Raw genomic sequence first — 23,636 nt, 5'->3', positions numbered from 1 at the left:
GATGCGGTCAGTACGATGAGAGATGGGACGACCTGGCGCGGGGTCCGCTCGTCCCCGAGGGGGAGTCAGTGGCGCAGTCGAGGTCAGGGGAGGCTCTCGGGGCGTCCTACCGACTCGTCGAGCTGATCGGCACGGGGGCCGTCGGCGAGGTCTGGCGCGTCTCGGTCGGAGGCGACTCCGGCGAGACGGGGGTCGCGGCGGCCAAGCTCCTCAAGCCGGAGCACGCCGACGACGCCGGGCTGGTCGAGAGGTTCGTCCGCGAGCGCTCGGTGCTGCTGTCGCTGCGCCACCCGAGCATCGTGCGCGTGCAGGACCTCGTGGTCGAGGGCGACCGTCTCGCGATCGTGATGGACCTCGTGCCCGGCGGGTCGGTGCGCGATCTGCTCGCCGAGACCGGCCCCCTGCCCGCTCACGACGCCCTCACGCTCGTCGCCGAGGTCTTCGACGCGCTGGCCGCCGCCCACGCCCGCCAGGTCACGCACCGCGACGTGAAGCCCGACAACGTGCTGCTGGCCGAACCGTGGAGCCCGGGGCTGACCGGCGCCGTGCGGGTGAGCGACTTCGGCATCGCCTCCGTCGTCGACGAGAAGATGCGGCAGACCACCGGGCTGCTCGGCACCCCGCAGTACATGTCGCCCGAGCTGATCAGCCAGGGCCGCTCGGGGGCGGCGGGCGACGTCTACGCCACGGGCGTCATGCTCTACGAGCTGCTCGCGGGGCGCACGCCGTTCGCCGGTCCGGGAACCGACTTCACCGTGGCCTACCGGCACGTGACGTCGACTCCCCCGCGACTCGATGTGCCCGCCGACCTCTGGGCCGCTCTCGAGACGGTGCTGTCGAAGGACCCGGCGGCGCGTCCGTCGGCCGCCGACGCCGCGAGCGCGATGCGGCGACTCGCGGCGACCCACGCCGACCTGCCGGCCCTCGAACGCGCCGCCGCTCCCGAGGGCTTCGACGACGTCGAGCGACCCGCGACGATCGTCCGGGGCGCCGCCGCCGGCGCCGTCTCACCGGCCACCATCCCCGGAGGCGCGGGTCGTGCCGACGGCGCCGGCTCCGACGCGACCGCCGCCGCTCCGGCCGAACCGGGCCCCGAGCTGGGCGAGGCCGGCTCGGCGACGATCGTGCGGCCGATGCCCCGCCGCACCGCGCCTCCCACCCGGGCCGTCGACGACGAGAAGCCACGGAGCCGCCGCCCCGAGTGGCTGACGAACAAGGCGCTCGCCTTCGCCGGCCTCGGCGTCGTCCTGATCGCGGCGCTCGTCGTCGGCCTCGTCGTGCTGCTGCCCGGCGGTCCGACGGAGGAGGAGGCGCCGACGTCGCCGGATGCCGCCACCGCGAGCCAGCGCGACCCGGCCCTGCCGACCGGGCTGTCGATCGTCCGCGACGCGAGCTACGACCCCGACGCCGGCACGGTCTCGCTGACCATCGCGTACGCCGCGCAGAGCGCCCCGCTGACCGGCGCGCTGCTCGAGGTGCTGCCCGCGCCCGGCGACGCCGACGGCTGCCCTCCCGTCACCTGGACCGGCGCGACCGGCAGCCGCAACCAGCCGTCCGTGACCGGCGTCACCGCCGACTGCGGCTGGACCCTCACCGGCGTCGAGGTGCCCGCGGGCGGTCAGATCGAGGTCGGCGCGACGATGCCGGCCTCGTTCGCCGACGCGACGGCGCTGGACGCCTGGCTCGACGAGGCGGCGGCCGCGACGACCGAGGCGACCACGGACGAGACCGTGACCGGGTCCGCGTATCCGGCGCAGCGCCTCCTCGGGGTGCAGGTCGTGACCCCGTCGCGCACCGTCAGCCAGACGCCGCTCGCCGTCACGCTCGTGCCGGTCTGGGCCGGAGGACCGGACGAGCTCAACCCGCTCTACTCGAGCCCGAGCACGGGGTCGCCGTCGCAGATGCTCGTCGACGTCGCGGGCGGCGAGGCGGGCGTCCGCTTCGCCGACGGCTGCGGCGGGGCGCTGGCCGTGTCGTCGGACGGGCTCGTCGTCACGGCGCTGTCGGTCGCTCCGGCGTGCGTGCTGCGGGCCACCGTCGGGAACTTCACGAACCTCGAGAGCTCGCCCTTCAGCATCACGACGCGCGACTGACGGGGTCGGCCACGGACGGTGGGCGGAAAACGCCCTCCGCGGGGCCCGGAAGGGCGTCTTCTGACCACCGTGCACGACGCGCGGCGCAGCGCGGCAGCGCGGCAGCGCGGCAGCGCGGGCGCGGGCACGAGCGCGGGCTCGGCACCGGGGAGGCGCGGGTCAGGCCGTGCGGGCCGGCTCCGCGACGCTCGGGCTCATGGCCTGCACGAGCCGCACCGCGCCTCCGGCACCGGCGTAGCCGCGTCCCTGGGTCAGCGCGACCGGCGAGCGGCGAGGGAGGGTGACGCCGAGCAGCTCGCCGTCGTAGTCGACGTCGGGCTGGAGCAGCACGCCGCACCGGGACTTGCGGACGGTCTTCGTCCAGTGGCCGTAGAGGCTCCGCAGGTCGACCGAGCGCCCTGCGGCGATGACGCAGAGCCCGGGCCGGTTCGACGCGAGCAGGTTCGCGATCGACTGATCGGTGTCGTCGAAGCGCTCGGCGTCGTCGATCAGCAGCACGACCGGCCCGCGTTCGAGGCGGAGGGCCGCGAGGAGCGCCGGCACCTCGTCGGCTCCGACGGCGACGCGGTCGAGCGGGGCGTGCGCGAGCGGCGAGCGGCGGTCGCCGATGCCCCAGACGACGGGCCGGGTCGACCCTGAGACCCCGCGGATCGACTCGGCGATCGCCAGCAGCAGCGTCGACTTGCCCGACCGCGCCGGCCCGGCGACGAGCACGTGCTCGCCCTCGTAGACCTCGAGCACGGCGGGGGTGAGGTCGTCTTCTCCGATGCCGATGGGCAGCCGCCACGGCTCGCCGTCGAAGGTGGGGGCGAGTCCGAGCTCGTCGACGCGGACGTCGTCGGGCAGCTGACCGATGGCGTTCGCCTTGGGGGCGACGTCGTGCCAGATCGACGCGACATGGGCGACGGCATCGGCGAGCGGACCGGCCGGGGTCGCGACGTGCATCTGCAGCCGGTTGGTCACGTCGACGAGGCGACCGGGCACCGGCGCGGGGATGCTCTTGCCCTTCACCCCGAGCGACGCGTAGTCGTAGGGGTCGGCGAGGCGGAACAGCCACTTCTGCGTCGTGACCTCGTCCATCGCCGACGGAACGGCCTTGGCGCGGGTGGTGGACACGGCGAACGAGAGACCGAGGGCCGGGCCGTCGGCGTAGACGCGGTAGAGGAGGTCGAGCAGCTGCTGCCCCTCGTAGTCCTGCAGCTCGTCGCGGAGGGCCGCGAGGCCGTCCAGCAGCACGACGGCGCGACGGCGGCCGACCGGATCGGCGCGGCGGGCCTCGAGCTCGGTGCGCAGGTGCCGCAGGAACCTCGCCTGCTGCTCCTTCGCCCCGGCGCCCGGTCCGACGTAGGCCACGGTGTGCGGCAGATCCGCCAGGGGCGCGAGGTCGCGGGAGCCGAGGTCGAGCACGTACAGGTCGAGGTCCGCGGGGGCGGTGTCGCGGGCCAGCGTGAGGGCGAGCGTCGCCAGGGTCGTGCTCGTGCCGCTGCCGGGGATCCCCATGACGAGCAGGTTGCCCTGCGCCATGTCCCAGCCGGCGGGGCTCTGCCGCTGCAGATCCGGCTCGTCGGCCAGGGCCACCACGACGCGGTCGCCCTGCACACCGCCGACCTCCGGCGCGGTCGCGGTCGCCGCATCGCCGTCGCCGGCCGAGCCCGCCGAGCCGTCGCCGACGCTCGCCGTCGGGAACCCGGCCAGCGCGACCGACTCGCCCAGCGCCTCCGGCCAGACCTGCCGAGGAGGCGCGAAGCCGGCTTCCGCATCGGCCGCGACGATCGCGTCGATCAGCTCGTCGAGGTCGGTGCTGTCCTTCGCCGAGGCGCGCGGCGGGGCCGGGCGGGGCGCCGGGACGCCGAACTGCCCGATGTCGCGCACGCTGACGGCCTCGGCGGCCGCCTCGAGGGCCCGCCCGGTGACGAGCGCGGTCTGCACGGGGGTGATGTCGTCCTGACCGAGCTTCACGTACGCGCGGCCCGTCTGGGCGCGCGAGATGCCGGCGGCCGCGGGCACGCCGATCACGTTGCTGGAGTCCTCGCGGCTCTGCACGCGCAGCGCCACCCGCAGGTTCGTGTTGGCCAGGATGTCGTCGTTCACGACGCCGGCGGGACGCTGCGTCGCGAGGATCATGTGGACCCCCAGGGTCCGCCCCACGGCGGCGACGCTGACGAGCGAGCTGAGCACGTCGGGGAAGTCCTTCGCGAGCATCGCGAACTCGTCGACGACCAGCAGGAGGCGCGGCATCGGCTCCGCAGGCGACGTCGCGAGATAGGCCTCGAGGTTGTCGATGTCGTCGCCCGCCTCGGCGAAGACGCGCTGCCGACGCTGCATCTCGGCCTCGAGCGAGCGGAGGGCGCGGTCGGCGAGCTGCTCGTCGAGGTTGCTGATCGTGCCGATGGTGTGCGGCAGTCGCTCACAGGCCGCGAAGGCCGCGCCGCCCTTGAAGTCGATCAGGATGAAGTTCAGGCGGGTCGGGTCGTTGCGGGCGGCGAGGCCGGCGACGAGCGAGCGGAGGAACTCGCTCTTGCCCGACCCGGTGGTGCCGCCCACGAGGCCGTGCGGGCCGTCGGCGACGAGGTCGAGGGTGAGCACGCCCGACTCCGACGAGCCGATGGGGGTCGAGACGCCCGTGCGCGCCCGCCACATCGACTGGACGGACTCGGCGTCGAGGCGCGGCACGCCGAAGAGCTCGGGCAGACGCACGAGCGAGGGCAGCGACGCCCCGGGCACGATCAGCTCGGGGTCGTCGAAGTGGGCGAGGTGCCGCGCGCACTCCTCGGCGGTGGCGACGTCGACGCCGGCGAGCACGACGTCGTCGACCCGGGTGCGGTCCTCCGGGCGGTGCACGGTCGCGGCGGCGTCCTCGCCGACCACGACGACGGTGGTGCACGAGGCGGGCAGCTGCTCCTCCGAGGTCGCGATGACGATGCCGCTGACGCGGACGCTCCGCTCGTTCGGACGCAGCGTCACGCCGGGCACCGAGCGTCCGTGGCCGAGGATCGCGCGGGCGGGCGCGTCACGGCCCTCGGTCAGCACCTCGGAGTCGAGCACGACGAGCAGGGCCGGGGTGGGCATCTCGTCGACCGTCTCGCGGAGGCCGCGCAGCATGGACACGCTCGCCTCGCGACGGGCCGACATCCAGCGGTCGCCGGTGCTGCTGCCGACCTGACGGGTGTGCGGCAGCCACGACGCCCACTCCCAGTCCGCGTCGCGACCCGGGTCGCAGAACGTGCCGATGGTCAGGTCGGCGGGGCCGCAGTGGACCGCCGCCTGGGCGAGCAGGCTGCGGGCGAGCGCGAGGGCGCCGGCGCGGTCTCCGACGATCCCGACGACGCCGGCGTCGGTCAGGTCGACCACGACGGGCGCCGAGGCGAGCCGCCCGGCGGCCAGCGCCTCCTTGACCCGGTCGTCGCGACGCGTCGAGCCGCGGTCGTCGAGCTCGGGGCGCCAGGGCACGTCGCCGATGCCGGCGTGCAGCGCCAGGAAGTCGTCGGCGCCGACCCGTCGCTGCCAGAGCAGGGTGGTCGGCAGCTCCGGACGACGCAGCACCGTCGCGGGGTCGGGGACGAGATCGAAGCGGCGCCGCGCCTCCTCGGCCGCCGCCTCGGCGATGTCGGCGGAGAAGTCGTCGACGGCCTTGTCGAAGCGCTCCTCCTCTTCGCGGAGGTTCTTCGTGCGACGGTGCTTCTGCTCGAGCCACATGCCGATCGCGGTGACGGGGCTGAGCAGCGCGAAGAGCGCGAACCGGGCGTCGCCGAGCAGCGCCACCATCGCGCCGGCCAGCAGCAGGGGCGCGAGCACGGTGATGTAGCTGAACTTCGAGGCCGGCGGCACCTCCTTGCGCTCGGGGGGCTGCACGGGCTCGCCGTCGTCGGTGCGGCCCGGCCGGGGCGGACGGTTGAAGGGAGCCGTGGAGGCGGGGGTCAGGTTGTGCAGCGACCCGGGCGCCGGCACGGTGACCTCGGCCAGGGCGGGGCGGACGAGCAGCACCGCACCGCCGACGATGGCGGTCGTCGCCTCGGTGATCTCGACGCCCTCGGCGTCGACCCGCTCGCCGCCGATCAGGGTGCCGTTGGTCGACCCGGCGTCGCGGATGCGCACGCCGTCGCCGTCGAGCTCGATCGTGCAGTGCTCCCACGAGGCGCTGGCGGTCGGCAGCACGAGGTCGGCCTGCGGGGCGCGGCCGACGACGAGCGGGCGGCTGCGCGGCACCTCGACGACCTGGCCCACGGCGAGACCGCCGGCGAGGGTGACGCTCCAGCCGGACAGCTGGCGACGTCGCGTGCCCGGGGTGCGGGCGATGCGCGACCCCTCGAGCAGCACGAGGTCGTCGAGGGGCGTGTCGAGCGGCACGGCGGCCTCGTCGACGAAGAGGTCGGTGTCGGTGGCCCGCGGGTCTCCCCCGGCCGCCGCGACGAGCTCGCCGAGCGTGGCCGAGCCCTGCCAGCGGTCGACGTCGATGCTCCGTCGGTCGCCGTCGAGATCGATCAGGACGCGCATGGGGGCTCCTCGGTCGGAGGTGGTGTGGGTCGCGGTGGTGCTGTCGTGCTGCGGTGCTGTGGTGCTGTGGTGGTGCGGGTCAGCCTGCGGCGGGGGTCGTGGCCGGGCCGGCGAACCAGATCAGGCTCGTCGAGCCGTCGTCGGATGCCGGGCGCAGACCGAGGTCCTGCGACGACGCGTTGAGCACCGTCACCTCGCCGCCGAGGGCCTGGGCCGACGAGAAGTCGAGCTCGGGGCCGGCGATGCCGTCGGAGGCCCCGAGGGCGAGGTCGCCGAGGGCGTCGCCTACGGCGCCGGGCTCGATCGACCCGGAGGCCTCGACGGCTCGGACGAGCGCGACGACGGCGTCGTGGCTGCGGGCGTCGGCGGCTCCGGCGACCGCCGTGAAGGGCTGATCGTCGGTCAGGTTCACCGCGTCGGGGTCCTGGGCGAGGACACGGACCCCGCCGAGGAACGCCGACACCGAGCGCCCGGCGGCGTCGCCACGGAGGGCGGTCGCGTCGCCGGTCTCGGGGCCGACCGTGACGAGCGAGCCCGACAGGCTCGCGCCGTCCGCCGTCAGACCCGACGAGAACGCCGGGCTCGTGGCGTCGGGGGTCAGCACGACGGGGACGGCCAGGTCCGCCGTCTGGAGCAGCGCGACGACGTCGGCCAGGCGCGCGGCGGAACCGCTCACGAGGACGGCGTCGGACGGGTCGGCGACCGGGTCCTCCTCCTGGGAGGCGGTGGCCGAGACGTCGTCGCCGGTCTCGGTCGCGGGCGGGGTCGAGCCGGTCAGGCGGGCGACATCGCGGGCGAGGCCGTCGTCACCGGCCGCCGAGGTGGCGGCGAGGGTGCGACCGATCTCGACGCCGACGGGCGCTCCGCCACCGGCGTCGACCAGGAGCGTCCGGGTGGCGCCGGCGAGGGCCTCGGTGAGCGCCGCGCCGGTCGAGGCGGTGTCGGGGGCGGTCGACCAGACGGAGCCCTCGGCGCCGTCGGGCACCGGGGCGTACGGCAGGACGACGGGGAGACCGGCGTCGGCCGCGGCGCTCAGGGCGCCGACGATGTGCGGGCCGGAGCTCGCGACGACGATGCCGGTGACACCCCGCTCGACGAGGGCGGCGACGGCGTCGGCCGCACCCGCCTCGGTGCCGCCGTCGTTCTCGGTGGCGAGGGCGATGTCGGCCCCGCCGAGCTCGAGACGGCGCTCGGCGACGAGCGCGCCCTGGGCCGCGCCGTTCCAGTCGGCGCCCTCGGCTCCGGGGCCGAGGGTGACGATGACGCCGACCGTGGTGCCCTCAGGCAGATCGCCGGCGGGCAGGGCGACGGGGAGCGTCGCGGCGACCGGAGCTCCGGCCGGCTCGTCGTCGGGCTGCACGACGATCACGGTGACGACGATGGCCGCGGCGACGACGAGCGCGCCCGCCACGATCGCGATGGTGCGACCGCGCCGGGGGCGTCGGGGTCGGGTCGCGGTCGCGTCGCCGGACTCGTCCGAGGGGCCGACGGCGCCGAGCGTCGTGGCTCCGGTCGATTCGGCCGGGGTCGCCTCGCTGTGTCGCGGGGTCGCGTCGCTCATCGCGTGCCGCCGATCGTGAAGGCGTACAGGGTGGTCGACGTCGCGCCGGACGGCACGTCGAGGTGGAACGCCGGCAGCGCCGTCGCCGCCTCGAGCGAGGCCGTGAACTGCGCCTGGCGCAGCATGATGCCGGCGATGTCCTCGGCCCGCACGTTGGCGTAGCCGGAGGCGTTCTGCGTCGCCAACGCGAGCTGGAAGTCGGCGGTGTCGGCCTTGGCGGCGCTGGTGGCCATGGCGCCGAGGATCCCCGAGCCCTCGACCTCGCGGTCGCCGAGGTCGAGCATCACCTTGGCGAGGTCGCCGGCCAGCAGCGTCGAGGCGCCCTCGACGTCGCGCGTCGAGTTCGCCGTGCTCTGCGAGATGCGCTCGAGGGTCGACGCCGTCTGCTCGTCGATCGCTGCGGCCAGACCCGAGGTCTGCTCGTCGAGGTCGGCGCGCTGCCCCTCGATGGTCTCCTTCGCGTCGCCGACGACGACGTCGGACGTCGTCGAGAGACCGACGATCGAGCGATCGAACGCGTCGATCACGGTCTGGCGGGTCGCGGCGCCCTGCTCGGCGACGACCCGCACCTGCGAGCCGATGAGCCCCTGGATCTCGGTCGACGCGTCGATCGACGCGTCGGCGAACGCCTCCTCGACCTGGTCGGCCAGGGCGTCCTGCTGATCCTTCAGCGACGAGAGGCGCTCGGTGACCGTGGCGTTCTGCCCCTGCGCGACGGCGACGCGCTCCTGCAGCGCCGAGACGGCCGAGTCGATCCCGCCGTCGCCGGCCCGGATCGTCCGCTCGAGCCGGTCGATGGCCTCGTCGAGGTTGTCCGTCGTCGTCTGGAAGGTCGCGATGGTGTCGCCGACGCCGCCGGGCAGTCGATCACGGTCGACGTCCGTGGCGCTGATGAGCGCCTCCCACTCGGAGGCCTGGTTCGCGAGTCGCTCGCTCATCGGGAACTCGTAGGGGAACGGCGGGCGCAGGGCCTGCGCGCCCGCGTCGATGCGACTCGCGGCGCCGACCGAGGCCGGGGCCGTCGTCGGGTCGGTCGTCGGGTCGGAGGTCGGGTCGGTCGTCGGCTCCGCGGTCGGTTCGGCCGTGGGCGCGCTCGTCGGCGCAGCGGTGGGCTGGGTCGTCGGCGGGGCGGTGGGCGCGGGGGTCGGCGTCGCGGTGGGCGTCGGCGTCGGCTGCGGCTGCTCGCCGTCGTCACCGTCGTCGCCGCCCTCGCCGCCGTCGTCGGGCGCGTCGCAGGGCACGTCGGTGAGGAACGACCTCAGCCGCTCGACCTCGTCGCGCGAGAGCCCGTCGGTGAAGCGGGTCTCGATCTTCTGGCACAGCTCGAAGGCCAGTCGGGCGTTCTGCCCCTGCATCGTCTCCGAGAAGAACGGGTTAGTCGACGACGGCTCGGGCACGTTGCCGATCCGGTCGCGGGCACGCTGGGCCTGATCGTGCAGGCCGTCGACCTGGTCGCGCAGGGTGGGCACGCCGACCGACACCGACTCCGCCGTCGAACGGAGCGACTCGAGGGCCTGAGCGACCTCGTCGGACGAGGCGTCCTCGGCGAGGGCGTCGACCTGCTCGTCGAGCTCGGCCAGCTCGGCGGTCAGCGAGTCGTTGCTCTCGATGGCCTGCTGTGCCAGCTCGGGCTGCAGCTCGTCGGCGAGGGCGGCACCGTCGGTGACGAGCCCGATGAGGGCGGCCGTGACGGTGAGCGACGAGGCGAACAGGGCGCAGGTCAGCGACGGGGCCGTGGCGCAGCTCTCGGCGTCGGGGGCGGTCGGGCCGACGGTGCGCTGCAGCTCGGCGGCGACCTGGTCGCGGCAGCCGGCGGTCGACTGGGCGTACCCGTCGAGCTGGGCGGAGACCTGCAGCAGGCTGCCGTAGACGCTGGTGGTCTGCCCGGGCTCGGCGACGATCGCGGCGCAGCCCTCGCCGTCGATGGTCACGGTGGGCTTACCCGCGTCGGTGTCGCCGAGCAGCGAGTCGACGCTCGCGACCGTCTGCTGGAGCTGGCTCAGCACGGTCGACTCGGTGCCGGTGACCGTCGCGGTGAGGTCCGAGTCGAGCGAGGTGAGCTGGCTGTTCAGGCCCGTCATGGTCGCGGCGAGCGACGAGCTGCTGTCTTTCAGCTGCTCGGCGGTGCGGACGCCGAGGGTCTCGGAGGTGCTCTCGAGGTTGGTGCGCACCTCGGTGATCGTCTCGCCGGCGCGGCTCAGCACGGTGTTGACGTCGCCGACGAGGTCGATGGTGCGCTGCTGCAGCGCCAGCTCGGAGGTCGTCGACGAGTCGAAGGCCGAGCCGAGCACGCCGTCGACGGTGAGGTCGGTCGAGATGCCGGGCTGCGCAGCCAGCTCGATCGTGGGGGTCGCGAAGTCGTTCACGTCGGCGACGAGGTGCAGGGTCGTGCTGGCGCCCGACCGCGGCGGGGCGAGGAGGGCGGCCCACTGCACGACGGCGTCGCCGTCCTTCGTGGTGCTGACGATGCCGTCGGTGCCGGCGCTCGAGTCGCCGCCGGTGGAGTCGGCGATGATCTGACTGGGCGAGACGCCGGTCAGCACGGTCGACGCGGCGAGGCTGATCGGGGCGCCGACGAGCGCGGCGTCGGTGCGCGAGGTGCCCGCGACGTCGTAGCTGAGGTCTCGAGGGGCGACGGTGAGGTTCTCGACGGTGAGCTCGATCTCGACTCGGCCGTCGTAGCCGTCGAGGTCGGCCAGGTCGGTGCCCGTGCCGTCCGCGGTGCGGTACTGCGTGCTGATGCGCAGCGGCAGGTCGCCTGCGACGTCGGCGGGCACGTGCTCGGCGGTGGCCGACGAGGAGGTGCGGGTCGCGTCGTCGACCGAGATGGCCGTGCTCGAGACGGCCGTGATCGACCCGTCGGAGGCCAGCGTGGTGTCGACGGTCTGCAGGATCTTCGACGGGTTCTCGACGACTGTCGGCTCGGACGTGCAGGCCGTCGCGAGCAGCGCGACGACCCCCGCCATGGCGACGACGCCGAGAGCGCGCCCCCCTCGTCGTGATCGCATAGCCGTGCCGTGTGTCGTTTCGCCCCGGGTCATGAAGACCGTTCCCCCTAGAAAGTGCCGTACCTCCTCAGCATGATAGGGGCACACCGGACGGCGGCGATGACCCCCAACAGGGTCCCCGACGACCGGACGACAGACGGATCGGTGCTCCCCGGGGCCCACGGCCCCCGAATGGGGACCGACAGATCGGTCACGACGGGTGCATCCTGGTCGCGACGGGATAGTCTCGTCATGTTCGAGCCCCGGGGGCGTCTCGCACGGGGGCTACATCCAGATGAAGGGGACATCACTCATGTCACGCGTACTTTCCACCGAGCAGGCCAAGACCGCCATCCGCCAGGTCCAGTCGATCGTCAACGGCGGTTTCACCGACCAGATCTCGCAGCTCGACGCTCAGGGCCGCATCCTGTCCGACCCCAACGTCTGGGACGGCCCCCTGGCCGCGACCTTCCGCGGGTCGACCTGGCCCGAGACCAAGGCCGCCCTCGACAAGGCCAAGACCGAGCTCGAGCAGCTCCGCACGCAGCTCGACAAGATCTCGCAGGACATCTTCTCCGCCGGCGGCGGCGCGTAGCAGCACCCGAACGCCCCCGCCTCCTCGATCACGGGGCGGCGGGGGCGTTCGCGTCGGGCGACGGTCACTCGTCGCCCGGGGGGCCGTCGTGCGGCTGAACCGCGCGGGGCGACGACAGCAGCATCACAAGAACTCCTGAGGGGGAGGAAGTCCCATGGCAGATCCTGGTGGAAACGAGCCCGTACCGTTCGACGACGGCACGGCCGATGCGCTCATCACCGCGTTCAACGACGCGGCGTCCGACATCGAGGGGCAGAGCGGGTCTCGCTCGTCGCTCGTCACGACCGCGTCTCAGGAGTTCCGCGGGCTCTTCTCCGAGCTCTTCACCGCGAACGCGGCGACGGCGGCGACGGGCGCCAGCGCCCTCGCCACGAGCTTCCGGGCGATCGCCGACTTCGCGGGCGAGCTGAAGGAGGCGGCCGAGCAGGAGAACGACCGCCGCCGCAAGGCACGCGAGTGGAAGCAGCGTCAGGACGACCGCAACTGGCTCGAAGAGCGGCGCGACGACCTCTTCGGTGGCGAGGAGATGCCCCGCGAGCAGCCCGAACCGGTACCCCGGCTCGAGCCGCAGGACGCCAACGTCGGAACGCGCGAGACGCCCGCCCCCGGTTCGGGCGGCGGCGGTGGCGGGACCTCGTCGGCGAGGCCCGACGACCTGCGCTCTTTCGCGACGGGCAGCGCCGCCCTCGACGGCGAGCTGACCGGCCGCCCCTCCACGCTCTCGGGCAAGCTCGCCGACTTCGCGTCCGACTGCCAGTGGGGCGTGATCCAGGCCGACGGCGTCGTCGCGAGCTTCACCACCTGGCTGAACGCCAACGCCACCGACGTCGCGTGGGCGAACACGGTCGCCGCCGCCTTCGAGGCCGCCGGCGGCTCCGGGGTCGTCTCGACCGTCGCCGACTCCGCGCTCGCCTCCGCGCTCCAGGCCGCCGGGGTCCAGGGTCAGCGCGACGACCTCGTCGTCCCTCCCGCCCAGGGCTGGGGGTCGCCGCCCACGACCGGCTTCACGATGGACCCGGTCAACACCACCACGGGCAACTTCCTCGAGACCGAGGTCGATCTCGCCTTCGCGGGTGCCGCCTCCTCGTTGCGGGTCTCGCGCACCTACAACTCGCTCGACGACCACGTCGGTCCGTTCGGCCTTGGCTGGGGCTCCGTGCTCGAGCTCGGTCTCGCCCTCGACGACGAGGGCGCCGCCTTCACGATGGACGACGGCCGTGTCGTCACGTTCCCCCGGCTCGGCAGCTCGTGGGATCGCGCCGTCGGCGAGAACTTCTGGCTCGCGGCCGAGGTCGCGTCGACCCTGCCCGGACTCGGCGACACGGGTGCCGAGACCCTCCTCGTGGTTCGCGACAACACCGGCGGCTGGTGGGCGTTCTCCCCCGCGGGCGTCTGGCTGGCGAGCGGAGGAGGCGCGGGCACGGTCGTCCGGGTCACCCGCGCCCCCGACGGACTCCCGTCGCGCCTGACCCACGCGCGTGGTCGCACGATCGACATCGACTACGTCGACGGTCGGGTCGCGACCCTCACCGCCTCCGACGGTCGCCGGGTCGAGTACTCGTACGACTCGGCCGGCCGCCTGACCGGCGCCGCGAACGAGGTGGGCACGCGACGGTACGACTGGAACGACGCGGGTCTCGTCGAGAGGGTGACCAGCGCCTCCGGCGTGGTCGAGGCCCTCAACACGTACGACGAGCAGGGGCGTGTGACGCTGCAGGTGTCGCCGCACGGCCGCACGGTGCGCTTCGCGTATCTGCCGGGTCGGGTGACGGTCGTCTCCGACGTCGACGGCAGCCGCTCGAACACCTACATCGCCGACTCCCGGGGGCGGCTCGTCGGCGTCGTCGACTCCGACGACCGGCGCCAGTCGATGAGCTACGACCCCAGCGGGAACCTCGTCTCGGTCACCGAGCGCGACGGCTCCATCACGGTCAACGGCTTCGACGAGCGCGGGCGCAAGATCCGCACCGTGACCCCGTCGGGCGCCGATCTGACCTACGGCTACGACGCCCGCGACCGCGTCACCACCGTCGTGACCGAGTCGGGCGCCGTCGTCGAGTACGAGTACGCCGACGACGCCGAGCGCAACCCGTCGGCGCTGGTCGACCCCGAGGGCGGCCGCACGCTGATGCGCTGGCGTGACGGACTGCTCGAGAGCGTCGTCGATCCGACCGGCGTCGTCGTCCGCTGCCACTACGACGAGTTCGGCGACCTGGTCGCCACGGAGAACGCGGTCGGCGACGTCGCGCGCATCGAGCGCGACCACGCCGGTCGGCCGTCGGCGGCGGTCAGCCCGTCGGGAGCTCGCACGACCTACACCTACGACGCCGCGGGGCTGCTGGTCTCGCGTCGCGACGCCGACGGCGCCATCTGGCGCTTCGAGCACGGCGCGGGTGCCCGGGTGACGGCGATCGTCGATCCGCTGGGCGCGCGGACCGAGTTCGGCTACGGCCCGCACGGCGACCTCGAGACCACGACCGATCCGCTCGGTCGCGTCGTGTCGCGTCGCTTCGACGACCAGGGCGACGTCTCGGCTTTGGAGCTGCCCGACGGCTCGTCGTGGGCGTTCGCGCACGACGGTCTCTCGCGCCTCCGGACCATCACCGACCCCGCGGGTCACGACTGGACCCGCGAGTACGACGTCACCGGTGCGCTCACCGCGACCGTCGACCCGACGGGTGTCCGGCAGGAGGCGCGGGTCGACCGCGCAGACGGCACCGGCACCCTGCGTGATGCGTTCGGCACCACGACCCTCCGTTTCGACGAGTTCGGGCGCCCGGTGGCGACCGAGGCCGCCGACGGCTCGGCGGAGCTGACGACGTACGACCGCTGCGGCCGGCCGGTCGAGCTGGTCGACGGCGAGGGCGGTCTGACGCGCCTCGAGCGCGACGCCGGCGGGCGCGTGATCGCGGTCGTCAGCCCCTCGGGAGCCCGGACGACCTACGAGTACGACTCGTGTGGTCGCGCCTCGGCGAGCATCGACCCCCTCGGCGCGCGCACCACTCTGACCTACGACGCCGACTCGCGGGTCGTCGCGCGCACGCTGCCGACCGGCGACGTCGAGCGCGTCCGGTACGACGCCGTGGGGCGTGTTGTCAGCAGGTCGACCCCGGGTCACGGACAGGCGCGGTTCGACTACGACGCAGCCGGGCGCCTCATCGGCACCCAGGACACCCGCTACGGTCGCCGTCGCTTCCGCTACGACGCGGCCGGTCAGCTGATCGAGGCGATCAACGGTCTCGGCGGCGTGACCCGCTTCGAGTACGACGTGCGCGGACGCGTCGTCTCCATCACCGACCCGCTCGGCCGCGAGACACGGCGCGAGTACGACGCCGCCGACCGCATCGTCGCCGTCACGGACCCCCTGGGCCGGGCGACGACCGCCGCGTACGACGCTGCGGGCCGCCAGGTCTCGCAGCAGGACCCCACCGGCACGACCACCACGTGGACCCACGACGCTGCAGGGAACCCCTCGGGCATGAGCGTCGACGGACGACTGCGGTCGTCGTTCAGTCGCGACGCGTTCTCGCGGACGATCGTGGTGACCGATCACACGCGCTCCGACGGGGTCGACGTCGAGCACGAGCTGACGTTCGACCGGCGGGGGCTCCTCATCCGCCGTGCCCGCGGCAGCGAGGCGGTCTCGTGGGAGTACGACGCCGACGGCCGACGCACCGCGCGCATCGATCCCGATGGCAGCCGTCTCGACTATCGGCGTGACGCCGCGGGTCGCGTGGTCTCCGTCGTCCGCGACGGACAGGACGGCGCGCACGTCTCGTACGACGCCGCTGGTCGGGTCGTCGAGGCCACGACCGATGGCGACCTCCAGACCTGGGACTACGCGGAGGGGCATCTCTCCCGACACACGAGCACGACTCCCGAGGGCTCGTCGACGACTCGGATCATCCGCGACGACGACGCCCGCATCGTCGCCCTCGACACCGTCGACGGACGGGTCGACTACGCCTACGACGCCGCCTGCCAGCTCATCGGACTCGAGCGTGACGGCCGCACCTCCACCTGGTCGTACGACGCCGCCGGCCGACTGACGCATGAGCTCGTCGACGGTCGAGTGCGCACCTTCCGGTACGACGCAGCGGGTCAGCTGGTCTCCGAGGAGGCGCGGGTCGGGTCGTCGACGGACGCCCTCGACACGGTCGTGGTCGCCTCCGTCGAGTATGTGCACGACGGTCTCGGTCGTCGGATCCGCCGGATCGACACCGACGGCTCGTTCACCGAGTACGCCTGGAGCGACCTCGGCTGGCCCACGGCGATCACCGTCCGGGACCGCGACGGGGGCATCGTCTCGCAGACGAGTCTCTGGGTGGATGTGCTCGGCGAGCTCGCCACCATCGACGATGTCGACACCTGGTGGGACACCGCCAGTGCTGTGCCGTCGCTCGTGTCGATCGGTGACGCATCGGTCGTGACGATGCCCGGTGGGGCCACGACCGTCGGCGGTTCGCCGCTGGAGCCGACCTGGCGGGGTGCGCGGGCGACGGATGTCACTGATCCGTGGGAGGCGCTTCGCACCTCGTCGGGAATCCCGGGTCTCGAGTTGCCTGCCGGTGTGGAGCTGTCCGCGTCGGGTGGCCTCGCGGTCGCCGGCCTCGACTGGCTCGGGGCGCGGGTCTACGACCCCTCGACTCGAGGCTTCCTGTCGACCGATCCGCTGACGCCCGTGCTGGGTGCGGGGTGGGCCGGGAACCCGTACTCGTATGCGGGCAACGACCCGCTGCATGCTCTCGACCCGCTCGGGCTTCGCCCGGCGACGGACGCGGACCTCGACGCCTACGCGAAAGCGAACCAGGGCGCACTGGCGGATGCGGGCGACTGGTGGGGCGAGAACTGGGAGTACGTCGCCGCGGGAGCTGCGATCGCTGTCGGCGTCGGTCTCATGTTCACCGGTGTCGGCGGCCCTGTCGGCATGGCCTTGATCGGCGCGGCATCCGGTGCTTTCATCGGCGGTGGTGTCTCAGTCGTCTCGCAGAAGGCTCAGACAGGAGAAGTCGACTGGGGCAAGGTCGCCACGGACGCGGCCATAGGAGGTGTGCTCGGGGGCGCTGGAGGCGCGGCGGGTGCCTTCGGCAAGGCAGCGATGGCATCGGCTCCTGCGGCTCAGGCCGGACGAGCCGTGGCAGTCAACGTCGCGGCCAACGGCGGAGTCGGCGCGGTCGGCGGTGGCGCCACCTATCTGGCCAGCCATGGCGGGCGGATCGAGAACGGTTGGGACTTCGCGGGTGCGATCGTCGGTGGAGGCGTGTCTGGCTCAGTCGGCGGACTGGCAGGACCGGCAGGTGGCACGATCGCTCGCAATCTGGGCCATACGGCAACCAGTGGTGTGGCGACGGCGAGCACGGTCGTTCTCTCCGGCGTGGGGTCGTCTGCGGGTACAGCGGTGCAGAGCATCGTGGCAGGCGAGGACGTGAACCCTCTCGAGGTCGCCGTGAACGGAGTCGTGGGATCTGGGCTCTCAGCCCTGCCACTCGACCGTGTGATTCCCGGCCAACACGGGGTCAACACGCTTGCGCAGATGCCCTACTTCAGCCCGAGGTCGTTGACTGGAGCGCTCAACCTCGGGGCGCACAACACGGCCGGTCTCTTCGGATCCGCTGTCGGCGGTACGGTCGTGGGAGGCGGGGTGGATGTGTTCCGCGACAGTGTCGGCTTGACCGTCGACTAGAGAACGGTGATGACGATGGCGGCATCAAGACAGTCGAAGCGACCGATCAACGCGGTGGCGGCCGTGTTGGCCGTCGTAGGCCTTGTGCTCGGAGTGTGGGTCAGCACAGCGGTCGCGGGCGCAGGCGTGCTCGCAACCGTCATCACGTTGGTCGCCGGCCTCGTTTACGGCCTGCTCCTCTTCGGCTTCCCGCCCCGGAACAGAGCGATCGGCCTCGGTCTGCTCGTACTCGTTCCGGTGGTTCTGATCGTCATCGTCGCGAACCAGGACATCATCGGATCCGTCCAGTACGCCTGGATCTTCGGCTTCATAGCCGGGGGCATCGTAGGCGGGTACGCATGGCCCTGGTCGCGAGCCAGCGTCGCGAAGAAAGTCGTTCGAGGCAAGAACTCGCCCCTCGATCCCCGATAAACGTCAGCATCCGAGGGTCGTATTCGACCGGGGTCTTCGACCTATGGAGATTCTGAGCCGTGAAAAATGAGTGATGATCTCGGTCAGCAACAATCACGAGGCCGACTGACTTTTGCCTGCGCCATGTGTCTCGCTGGTATCGTGCTGGTCTTCATGGTCGGGGGTTTCAGGACTTTTTCTGTCTTAGCCATTGTCGTCGGGGCGCTATTCGCAGGAGTCGTCTTCAGCTCGCTCATTTTTACACTGCTGAAAATGAAATGGGCTTATCCCGTTATGTTACTCGGCCTACTCAGCATCTTGAGTCTTATGAATTGGCTCCCTGGACCCTGGGCAACCGGTCAGATAGCTTGGCTTTTCGGAACCCTGGCTGGCACTGTTTTCGGCTCGCACCTGAGATATCTAATCATGGTCGATAGGCGTCGATCCTCGTAGTCAGTGGTTCGTTATCCTGACGTAGCGGCAACTCTGTCGGTACGCACCTTCGCCGTCGACGGCCTGTTGAACGAGACATGGTCTAGCGCATCGATTCGATCACGACGAATAGTCGCACGAGATGGCCATCACAAAAACTAAGCAACGCGCTCACACCGTACAAAGACGCAATAAGAGGATTGCTGTTGCGATCTCGTCGATCCTCGAGAACTCTGATGATTCGCATCCACTAGAGAAGTCCTGCGAAGTCAATTGAGCTATACCTGAGACTTCACCGACGTGTCTCGTACGGGAATCACTGATGTTCTCGTTCGGGAACAAGAGGCGCGCCCCTGGGATAATCTTGTACTCATTGCAGCCAAGCAAGGACAGTAACGCGCCCGACAAAATTCCCAAGATGAAAACAGGAGATCATTCCGTGGACGACGACTGCGCCCGTGACGACGGAGCAGCCTTCGAGGCGACGAAGCCGCTCGGCGGCAGGACCGCCGTCGTGCTGCGGCGTCTCCTCGCCGCAGGAGTACTGGTCGATCTCGTCGTCGCTGGCTTCGTCCTCAGTCAGGTACCCCTCGACACGACGATCTCCTACACGCGGGTCTCCAACGAGTGGCAGATCCCGATCTTCGCGCTGTTCGCCGCCCCCGCCCTGCTCCTGACACTGTGGTGGCAGACCAGGAAGGCTGAGGATCAGCCGCTGCCCCCCAAGGAACGCGTCTTCCTCATCGCGATCTTCGTGCCGTTCCTGGCCTTCTTCGTGGGTGCCCAGTTCTTCATGGCTCGGGACTACCTCATCTCCGGGGGCGCTCTCGTATCGTGACCGACGGCCGCCGCCTCTCGGCCGTCTCCTGATGCGGTCGCCGACAGACCGGTTCGTGCCAGGATGTCCACCGAGCAGCCGATCGCCGGCACAGGGGGACTCCATGAGCACAGACCGCACCGCCGCGCCCGCCGAGACGAAGCCCCGCCGGCTGTCGTCGACCAGTGCGGTCGCGATGCCGTCCTCGACACGTCGCATCCTCGCGCCGGCGGCCTTCGTGCTGGGTCTCGCCGCTCCCCTGCTCGCGGGGGCGAACACGGGTCTCGCGATCAGCCTCAGCCTCGTGGTGATGGTCGCCTCGCTCCTCCTCGGCGCTCTTCGCGACCGCGTTCGCGCCGCGATCATGCCGATCACGCTGACGGCCGTCGCCAGCGTCTCGATGATCTCGTCGGGCGCCCCGAACATCTGGATCGTCCTCGCCTTCGCCGGCGCGGCTTTCTTCGGCCACACCTTCGGCACCGCCATCAGAGCCCGTAAGGAGGCGCGCGAGGATGTCATCCTGCCCACCGACCCCGCGAGCGTGCCCGGTCGCACCGTGCTGCTGTGGCGCATGGGGCGTGAGCAGTTCGAAGTGCTCGACCCCTCCGAGAAGCGTCTCCGCACCGTCATCAAGGGGCCGAAGGGCAACATCCCCACCAGCATCGAGCTGCGCCGCGGCACCGCGGGTCTCGACATCCTCCGACCGGGCGACGTCCCCATCGCGGTGCTCCACGCCGGCGACGTCGGCACCGGCCCCTGGTACGAGATCATCGACCCGATCGTCGCCCCCGGGCCCGGTCAGCCGATCCCGGCCAACCCCTCCACCGCCGTGCTGCTCGATCGCACCACCGAGGCCGCCGTCCACTTCAGCCGCACCGGCGAACCGTCCCCCTCGGCCCCCTGGGCTCCGAGCACCCGCCGCTGAGAGCGACGCACCTGGCGGTCACGACGGCAGTGCCGCGACCCACGCCCTGAACGACGCCAGCTCCGCGTCGCGCAGTACGACGGTGGGCGGCGCTTCGACGGCTGCGGACAGGAACGCCAGCCCACCCGGAGCCTCACCCTCCAGCATGTCCCCCACCCCCGTGCCGGACTTCTTCGGCCACGCCTGCGTCCACACCGCGTAGAACGACGGCCCGTGCGTCGTGTCGAGCACCATCGTCTCGTCCTCCATGAAGCTCAGCACGTCCGCCAACGGCACCCCAGCCCTCCCCTCGGGCACCGTGAACACCACCCCCGGCACGCTCGGCCGCCGCTTCGACGGCATCGCCAGCGCGGCCGCCTCGGCCGTCGCCCCGCCCCCCGCCCACGGGGCCACCGGAATGCGCGGCCACGGCTCGACGAGCACCGCGCGCTCGTCGTCGTCACGCTTGCGGAACAGTCCGAACACGTCATCCCCCTGACTCGAGGCGCCGACATCCGGCCCTCGCGTGCCCCGACGCTACCAAGCCGAGGAGGCGCGGCCCACGTCCCCGCGCCTCCTGCATCCAGGTGACGCGAACGGGTACCCGACCGGCCGGGACCGCCCGGGAAGCGTCACGTCGACGGCCCCACCCGCACACCCCGGCCGGTACGCGAGAATGGCCCGATGAGCGCTTCACTCGTGGCCAAGGGCCTGGCCGGCGGCCACGGCCACCGCACCCTGTTCGACGACCTCGACCTCACGGTCGCACCGGGAGACGTCGTGGGCGTGGTGGGCGTGAACGGGGCCGGCAAGTCGACCCTGCTGCGCCTCCTCGCCGGCGTCGACGAGCCGCAGGGCGGCACCATCACCCTCAACCCGGGCGACGCCTTCGTCGGCTGGCTCCCGCAGGAGCACGAGCGAATCCCCGGCGAGACCGTCGCCCAGTACATCGGTCGCCGCACCGGCAGCACCCAGGCCACCGCCGAGATGGACGCCGCGGCGGCCGCCCTCGGCGACCCCGACCCCGCCCCGCGCGCCGACGGCCTCGACCCGTCCGACGTCTACTCGACCGCGCTCGACCGCTGGCTCGCGAGCGGCGCCGCCGACCTCGACGAGCGCCTCCCCGCCGTGCTCGCCGACCTCGGTCTCGAGACCGCGAGCGCGACGTCGTCCGCCGACCCCGGCACGGCCACCGTCGGCCCCGACACCCTGATGACGGCCCTCAGCGGAGGCCAGGCCGCCCGCGTCGGTCTCGCCGCCCTGCTGCTCAGCCGCTTCGACATCGCCCTGCTCGACGAGCCCACGAACGACCTCGACCTCGACGGCCTCGAACGGCTCGAGCGCTTCGTGCAGGGCCAGCGCGGCGGCGTCGTGCTCGTCAGCCACGACCGCGAGTTCCTCGCCCGCTGCGTCACGAAGGTGCTCGAGCTCGATCTCGCCCAGGCGTCGAACCGGGTCTTCGGCGGCGGCTACGACTCGTACCTCGACGAGCGCGAGACCGCCCGCCGTCACGCCCGCGAGGCCTACGACGAGTTCGCCGACAAGAAGGCCGACCTCGTCGGCCGGGCCCGGGTGCAGCGCGAGTGGTCGAGCCAGGGCGTCCGCAACGCGATGAAGAAGTCGCCCGACAACGACAAGATCCGCCGCAAGGCCGCCACCGAGTCGAGCGAGAAGCAGGGCCAGAAGGTCCGCCAGATGGAGAGCCGCATCGCCCGCCTCGACGAGGTCGACGAACCCCGCAAGGAGTGGCAGCTCGAGTTCACGATCGGCGAGGCGCCGCGGTCGAGCGCCGTCGTCTCGACGCTCAGCGGCGCGGTGTTCCGCCAGGGCGACCCCGCGACGGGCGAGTTCGTGCTCGGACCGGTCTCGCTGCAGGTCGACGGCGGCGACCGCATCGGCATCACCGGCCCGAACGGCGCCGGCAAGTCGACGCTGCTGCGCGGACTCCTCGGGCGACAGGAGCCGACCGAAGGAGGCGCGAGTCGCGGAGCCAGCATCGCCGTCGGCGAGATCGACCAGGCGCGGGCACTGCTCGCGGGCACCGTCCCGCTGTCGGAGGCGTTCGAGGGGCTCGTACCCGACTGGCCCCAGTCGGAGGTCCGCACCCTGCTCGCCAAGTTCGGCCTGAAGGCCGACCACGTCTCGCGCCCCGTCGACGAGCTCTCGCCCGGCGAGCGCACCCGCGCCGGCCTCGCTCTGCTGCAGGCCCGCGGAGTCAACGTGCTCGTGCTCGACGAGCCCACCAACCACCTCGACCTCGCCGCCATCGAGCAGCTCGAGCAGGCGCTCGAGTCGTACGACGGCACCCTGCTGCTCGTCACCCACGACCGCCGCATGCTCGAGAGCGTGCGACTCGACCGGCACTGGCGCGTCGAGAACGGGACGGTGACGGAGCTGTGACCCGCGCCTCCTCGGCTGCCTCGCCGACGACTCCCCCGGCGTCGCGACGGGCAGCATCCCGTCCGGCGTCGCGACCGGGCCGCCGCCGCGGCGTGCGCGCTCTCGCGGTCGTCGCCGTGGCCGCCGCGACCGCGCTCGTCGCCGGGTGCAGCGGCGAGCCGACGCCCGCGCCGACCCCGACGGCCGACCCGTGGGCCGCATGGGACGCCGCCCTCGCCGAGACCGACACCGCCTCGGCCCGCTGGCTGGCCCTCGGCGACTCGCTGACCGAGGGCCAGGGCGCGTCGTCCGTCGAGAACCGCTGGATCGATCTCACCCGCGACGCCCTGCAGCAGCGCTACGCGGTCGACGGCGTCACCGGCGGCGTGGGGTACCGCCCGGGCGTCTACGCCGTCTACGGGCCGGACTCGACCTGGGCCGCCTGGCAGACCGATCAGACCGCCGTCACGCCCGACTACACGACGCCGAGCCTCGGTTACCGCAGCGTCGACCTCGAACCGGGCTCGAGCGTCACGTACCAGGTGACCGGCAGCGATCTCGACCTCTGGTGGTCGCCGGGCGGCGGGCCGTTCCGGTACCTGGTCGACGGGGTCGAGGGCGCACCGGTCGACACGAGCGCCGCGGGCGCGAGCGATGCCGAGGGAGGCGCGGGTCCGGTCGCGGGGGCCGGCGTCACCACCGTGAGCGGTCTCGAGAGCGCCGTGCACACCGTCACGGTCTTCGTCGATCCCGACGCGCCGGCAGGCTTCGTGTTCGAGGGCATCACGGCGTTCGACGGCGACCGCGATCGCGGCGTCACCCTGTTCGACTCGGCCCACACCGGCGCGACGGTCGCCGACTTCACGGCCGACCTCGACGGTTTCCTGGCGAAGGTCGCGGCCGCGCAGCCCGACCTCGTCACCATCACCCTCGGCGCCAACGACGCGGCGGACATCGGACCGGCCGAGCTCGAGACCGGCTACCGGGGTCTCGTCGACGGGATCAAGGCGCTGGACGACCCGCCGACCGTCGTGCTCGTCGACGAGTTCAGCTCGGACCTCGGCGGGCTCTTCGCCCGGCAGGGGTCGAGCGCCGACTACCAGGCGGCCGTCGCGTCGGTCGCCGAGCAGACCGGCTCGGTGCTCCTGCCGCTCGGCGACGCCCTGCTCGCCGACGCCGCGGCCGACGGCGAGCTCTCGTCGCTGCTGTCCGCCGACGGCGTCCACCCGAACGACGACGGGGCGCGGGTCGTCGCCGACCGGATGATCGAGCTGCTCGGCCGCTGACGCGCGGCCCGTCGG

12 protein-coding genes are annotated in these 23,636 nt (G+C 72.5%); 8 read left to right on the top strand and 4 right to left on the bottom strand.

All coding sequences use genetic code 11. The features are described from left to right. Positions 1-68 precede the first annotated feature (68 nt). Positions 69-2,093, top strand: a complete 2,025-nt coding sequence (locus ASF17_RS12260; RefSeq protein ID WP_055800180.1) for a protein kinase domain-containing protein — start codon at positions 69-71, stop codon at positions 2,091-2,093. A gap of 159 nt (positions 2,094-2,252) precedes the next feature. Here the strand turns inward: ASF17_RS12260 and ASF17_RS12255 are convergent, their stop codons facing one another. From ASF17_RS12255 to ASF17_RS15880, 3 genes are all read right to left on the bottom strand, one after another. Beyond that, the gene (locus tag ASF17_RS12255) at positions 2,253-6,587 is read right to left on the bottom strand and encodes an FtsK/SpoIIIE domain-containing protein (RefSeq protein WP_055800177.1); all 4,335 of its coding nucleotides are present in this window, start codon (positions 6,585-6,587) and stop codon (positions 2,253-2,255) included. Positions 6,588-6,666: 79 nt separating this feature from the next. Continuing rightward, the gene (locus tag ASF17_RS12250; RefSeq protein ID WP_055800174.1) at positions 6,667-8,148 is read right to left on the bottom strand and encodes a hypothetical protein; all 1,482 of its coding nucleotides are present in this window, start codon (positions 8,146-8,148) and stop codon (positions 6,667-6,669) included. Beyond that, on the bottom strand, positions 8,145-11,156 hold the full coding sequence (locus ASF17_RS15880) for a hypothetical protein (RefSeq protein ID WP_200913479.1): 3,012 nt from the start codon (positions 11,154-11,156) through the stop codon (positions 8,145-8,147). Before ASF17_RS15880 ends, ASF17_RS12250 begins: the two co-directional genes overlap by 4 nt. 292 nt (positions 11,157-11,448) lie before the next feature. Here ASF17_RS15880 and ASF17_RS12240 point away from each other — a divergent pair, with 292 nt between their 5' ends. The 5 genes from ASF17_RS12240 to ASF17_RS12220 all read left to right on the top strand — a co-directional run bounded on the left by ASF17_RS12240 (position 11,449) and on the right by ASF17_RS12220 (position 19,977). Next, positions 11,449-11,730 (top strand): hypothetical protein, encoded by a 282-nt coding sequence (locus ASF17_RS12240; protein ID WP_055800168.1) that lies wholly within the window; start codon positions 11,449-11,451, stop codon positions 11,728-11,730. Positions 11,731-11,884: 154 nt separating this feature from the next. Beyond that, the gene (locus ASF17_RS12235) at positions 11,885-17,413 is read left to right on the top strand and encodes a DUF6531 domain-containing protein (protein ID WP_055800166.1); all 5,529 of its coding nucleotides are present in this window, start codon (positions 11,885-11,887) and stop codon (positions 17,411-17,413) included. Positions 17,414-17,422: 9 nt separating this feature from the next. Beyond that, positions 17,423-17,824 carry a hypothetical protein gene (locus ASF17_RS12230; RefSeq protein WP_156357415.1) on the top strand — a complete coding sequence of 134 codons (402 nt, stop codon included), beginning with the start codon at positions 17,423-17,425 and terminating at the stop codon, positions 17,822-17,824. 850 nt (positions 17,825-18,674) lie between these two features. Beyond that, the gene (locus ASF17_RS12225; RefSeq protein WP_055800160.1) at positions 18,675-19,073 is read left to right on the top strand and encodes a hypothetical protein; all 399 of its coding nucleotides are present in this window, start codon (positions 18,675-18,677) and stop codon (positions 19,071-19,073) included. A gap of 103 nt (positions 19,074-19,176) precedes the next feature. Further along, entirely contained in the window at positions 19,177-19,977 is an 801-nt protein-coding gene (locus ASF17_RS12220; protein ID WP_055800157.1) for a hypothetical protein, read from the top strand. An 18-nt stretch (positions 19,978-19,995) separates the two neighbouring features. Here ASF17_RS12220 and ASF17_RS12215 read toward each other — a convergent pair whose 3' ends face one another. Beyond that, positions 19,996-20,442: a hypothetical protein gene (locus ASF17_RS12215; RefSeq protein ID WP_055800154.1), complete on the bottom strand. Its 447-nt coding sequence runs from the start codon at positions 20,440-20,442 to the stop codon at positions 19,996-19,998. A 198-nt stretch (positions 20,443-20,640) separates the two neighbouring features. Between ASF17_RS12215 and ASF17_RS12210 the strand changes: the two genes are divergently transcribed. Continuing rightward, positions 20,641-22,356 carry an ABC-F family ATP-binding cassette domain-containing protein gene (locus ASF17_RS12210; RefSeq protein WP_055800150.1) on the top strand — a complete coding sequence of 572 codons (1,716 nt, stop codon included), beginning with the start codon at positions 20,641-20,643 and terminating at the stop codon, positions 22,354-22,356. A gap of 92 nt (positions 22,357-22,448) precedes the next feature. Beyond that, positions 22,449-23,621, top strand: a complete 1,173-nt coding sequence (locus ASF17_RS12205; RefSeq protein WP_055800148.1) for a GDSL-type esterase/lipase family protein — start codon at positions 22,449-22,451, stop codon at positions 23,619-23,621. The last annotated feature ends 15 nt before the right edge of the window (positions 23,622-23,636 follow it).

It is taken from the genome of Frigoribacterium sp. Leaf263 (genome assembly GCF_001422285.1).
Lineage (GTDB): Bacteria > Actinomycetota > Actinomycetes > Actinomycetales > Microbacteriaceae > Frigoribacterium.
Note: the sequence above shows the minus strand (reverse complement) of the source record. Positions and strands in the feature narration are given on the sequence as shown.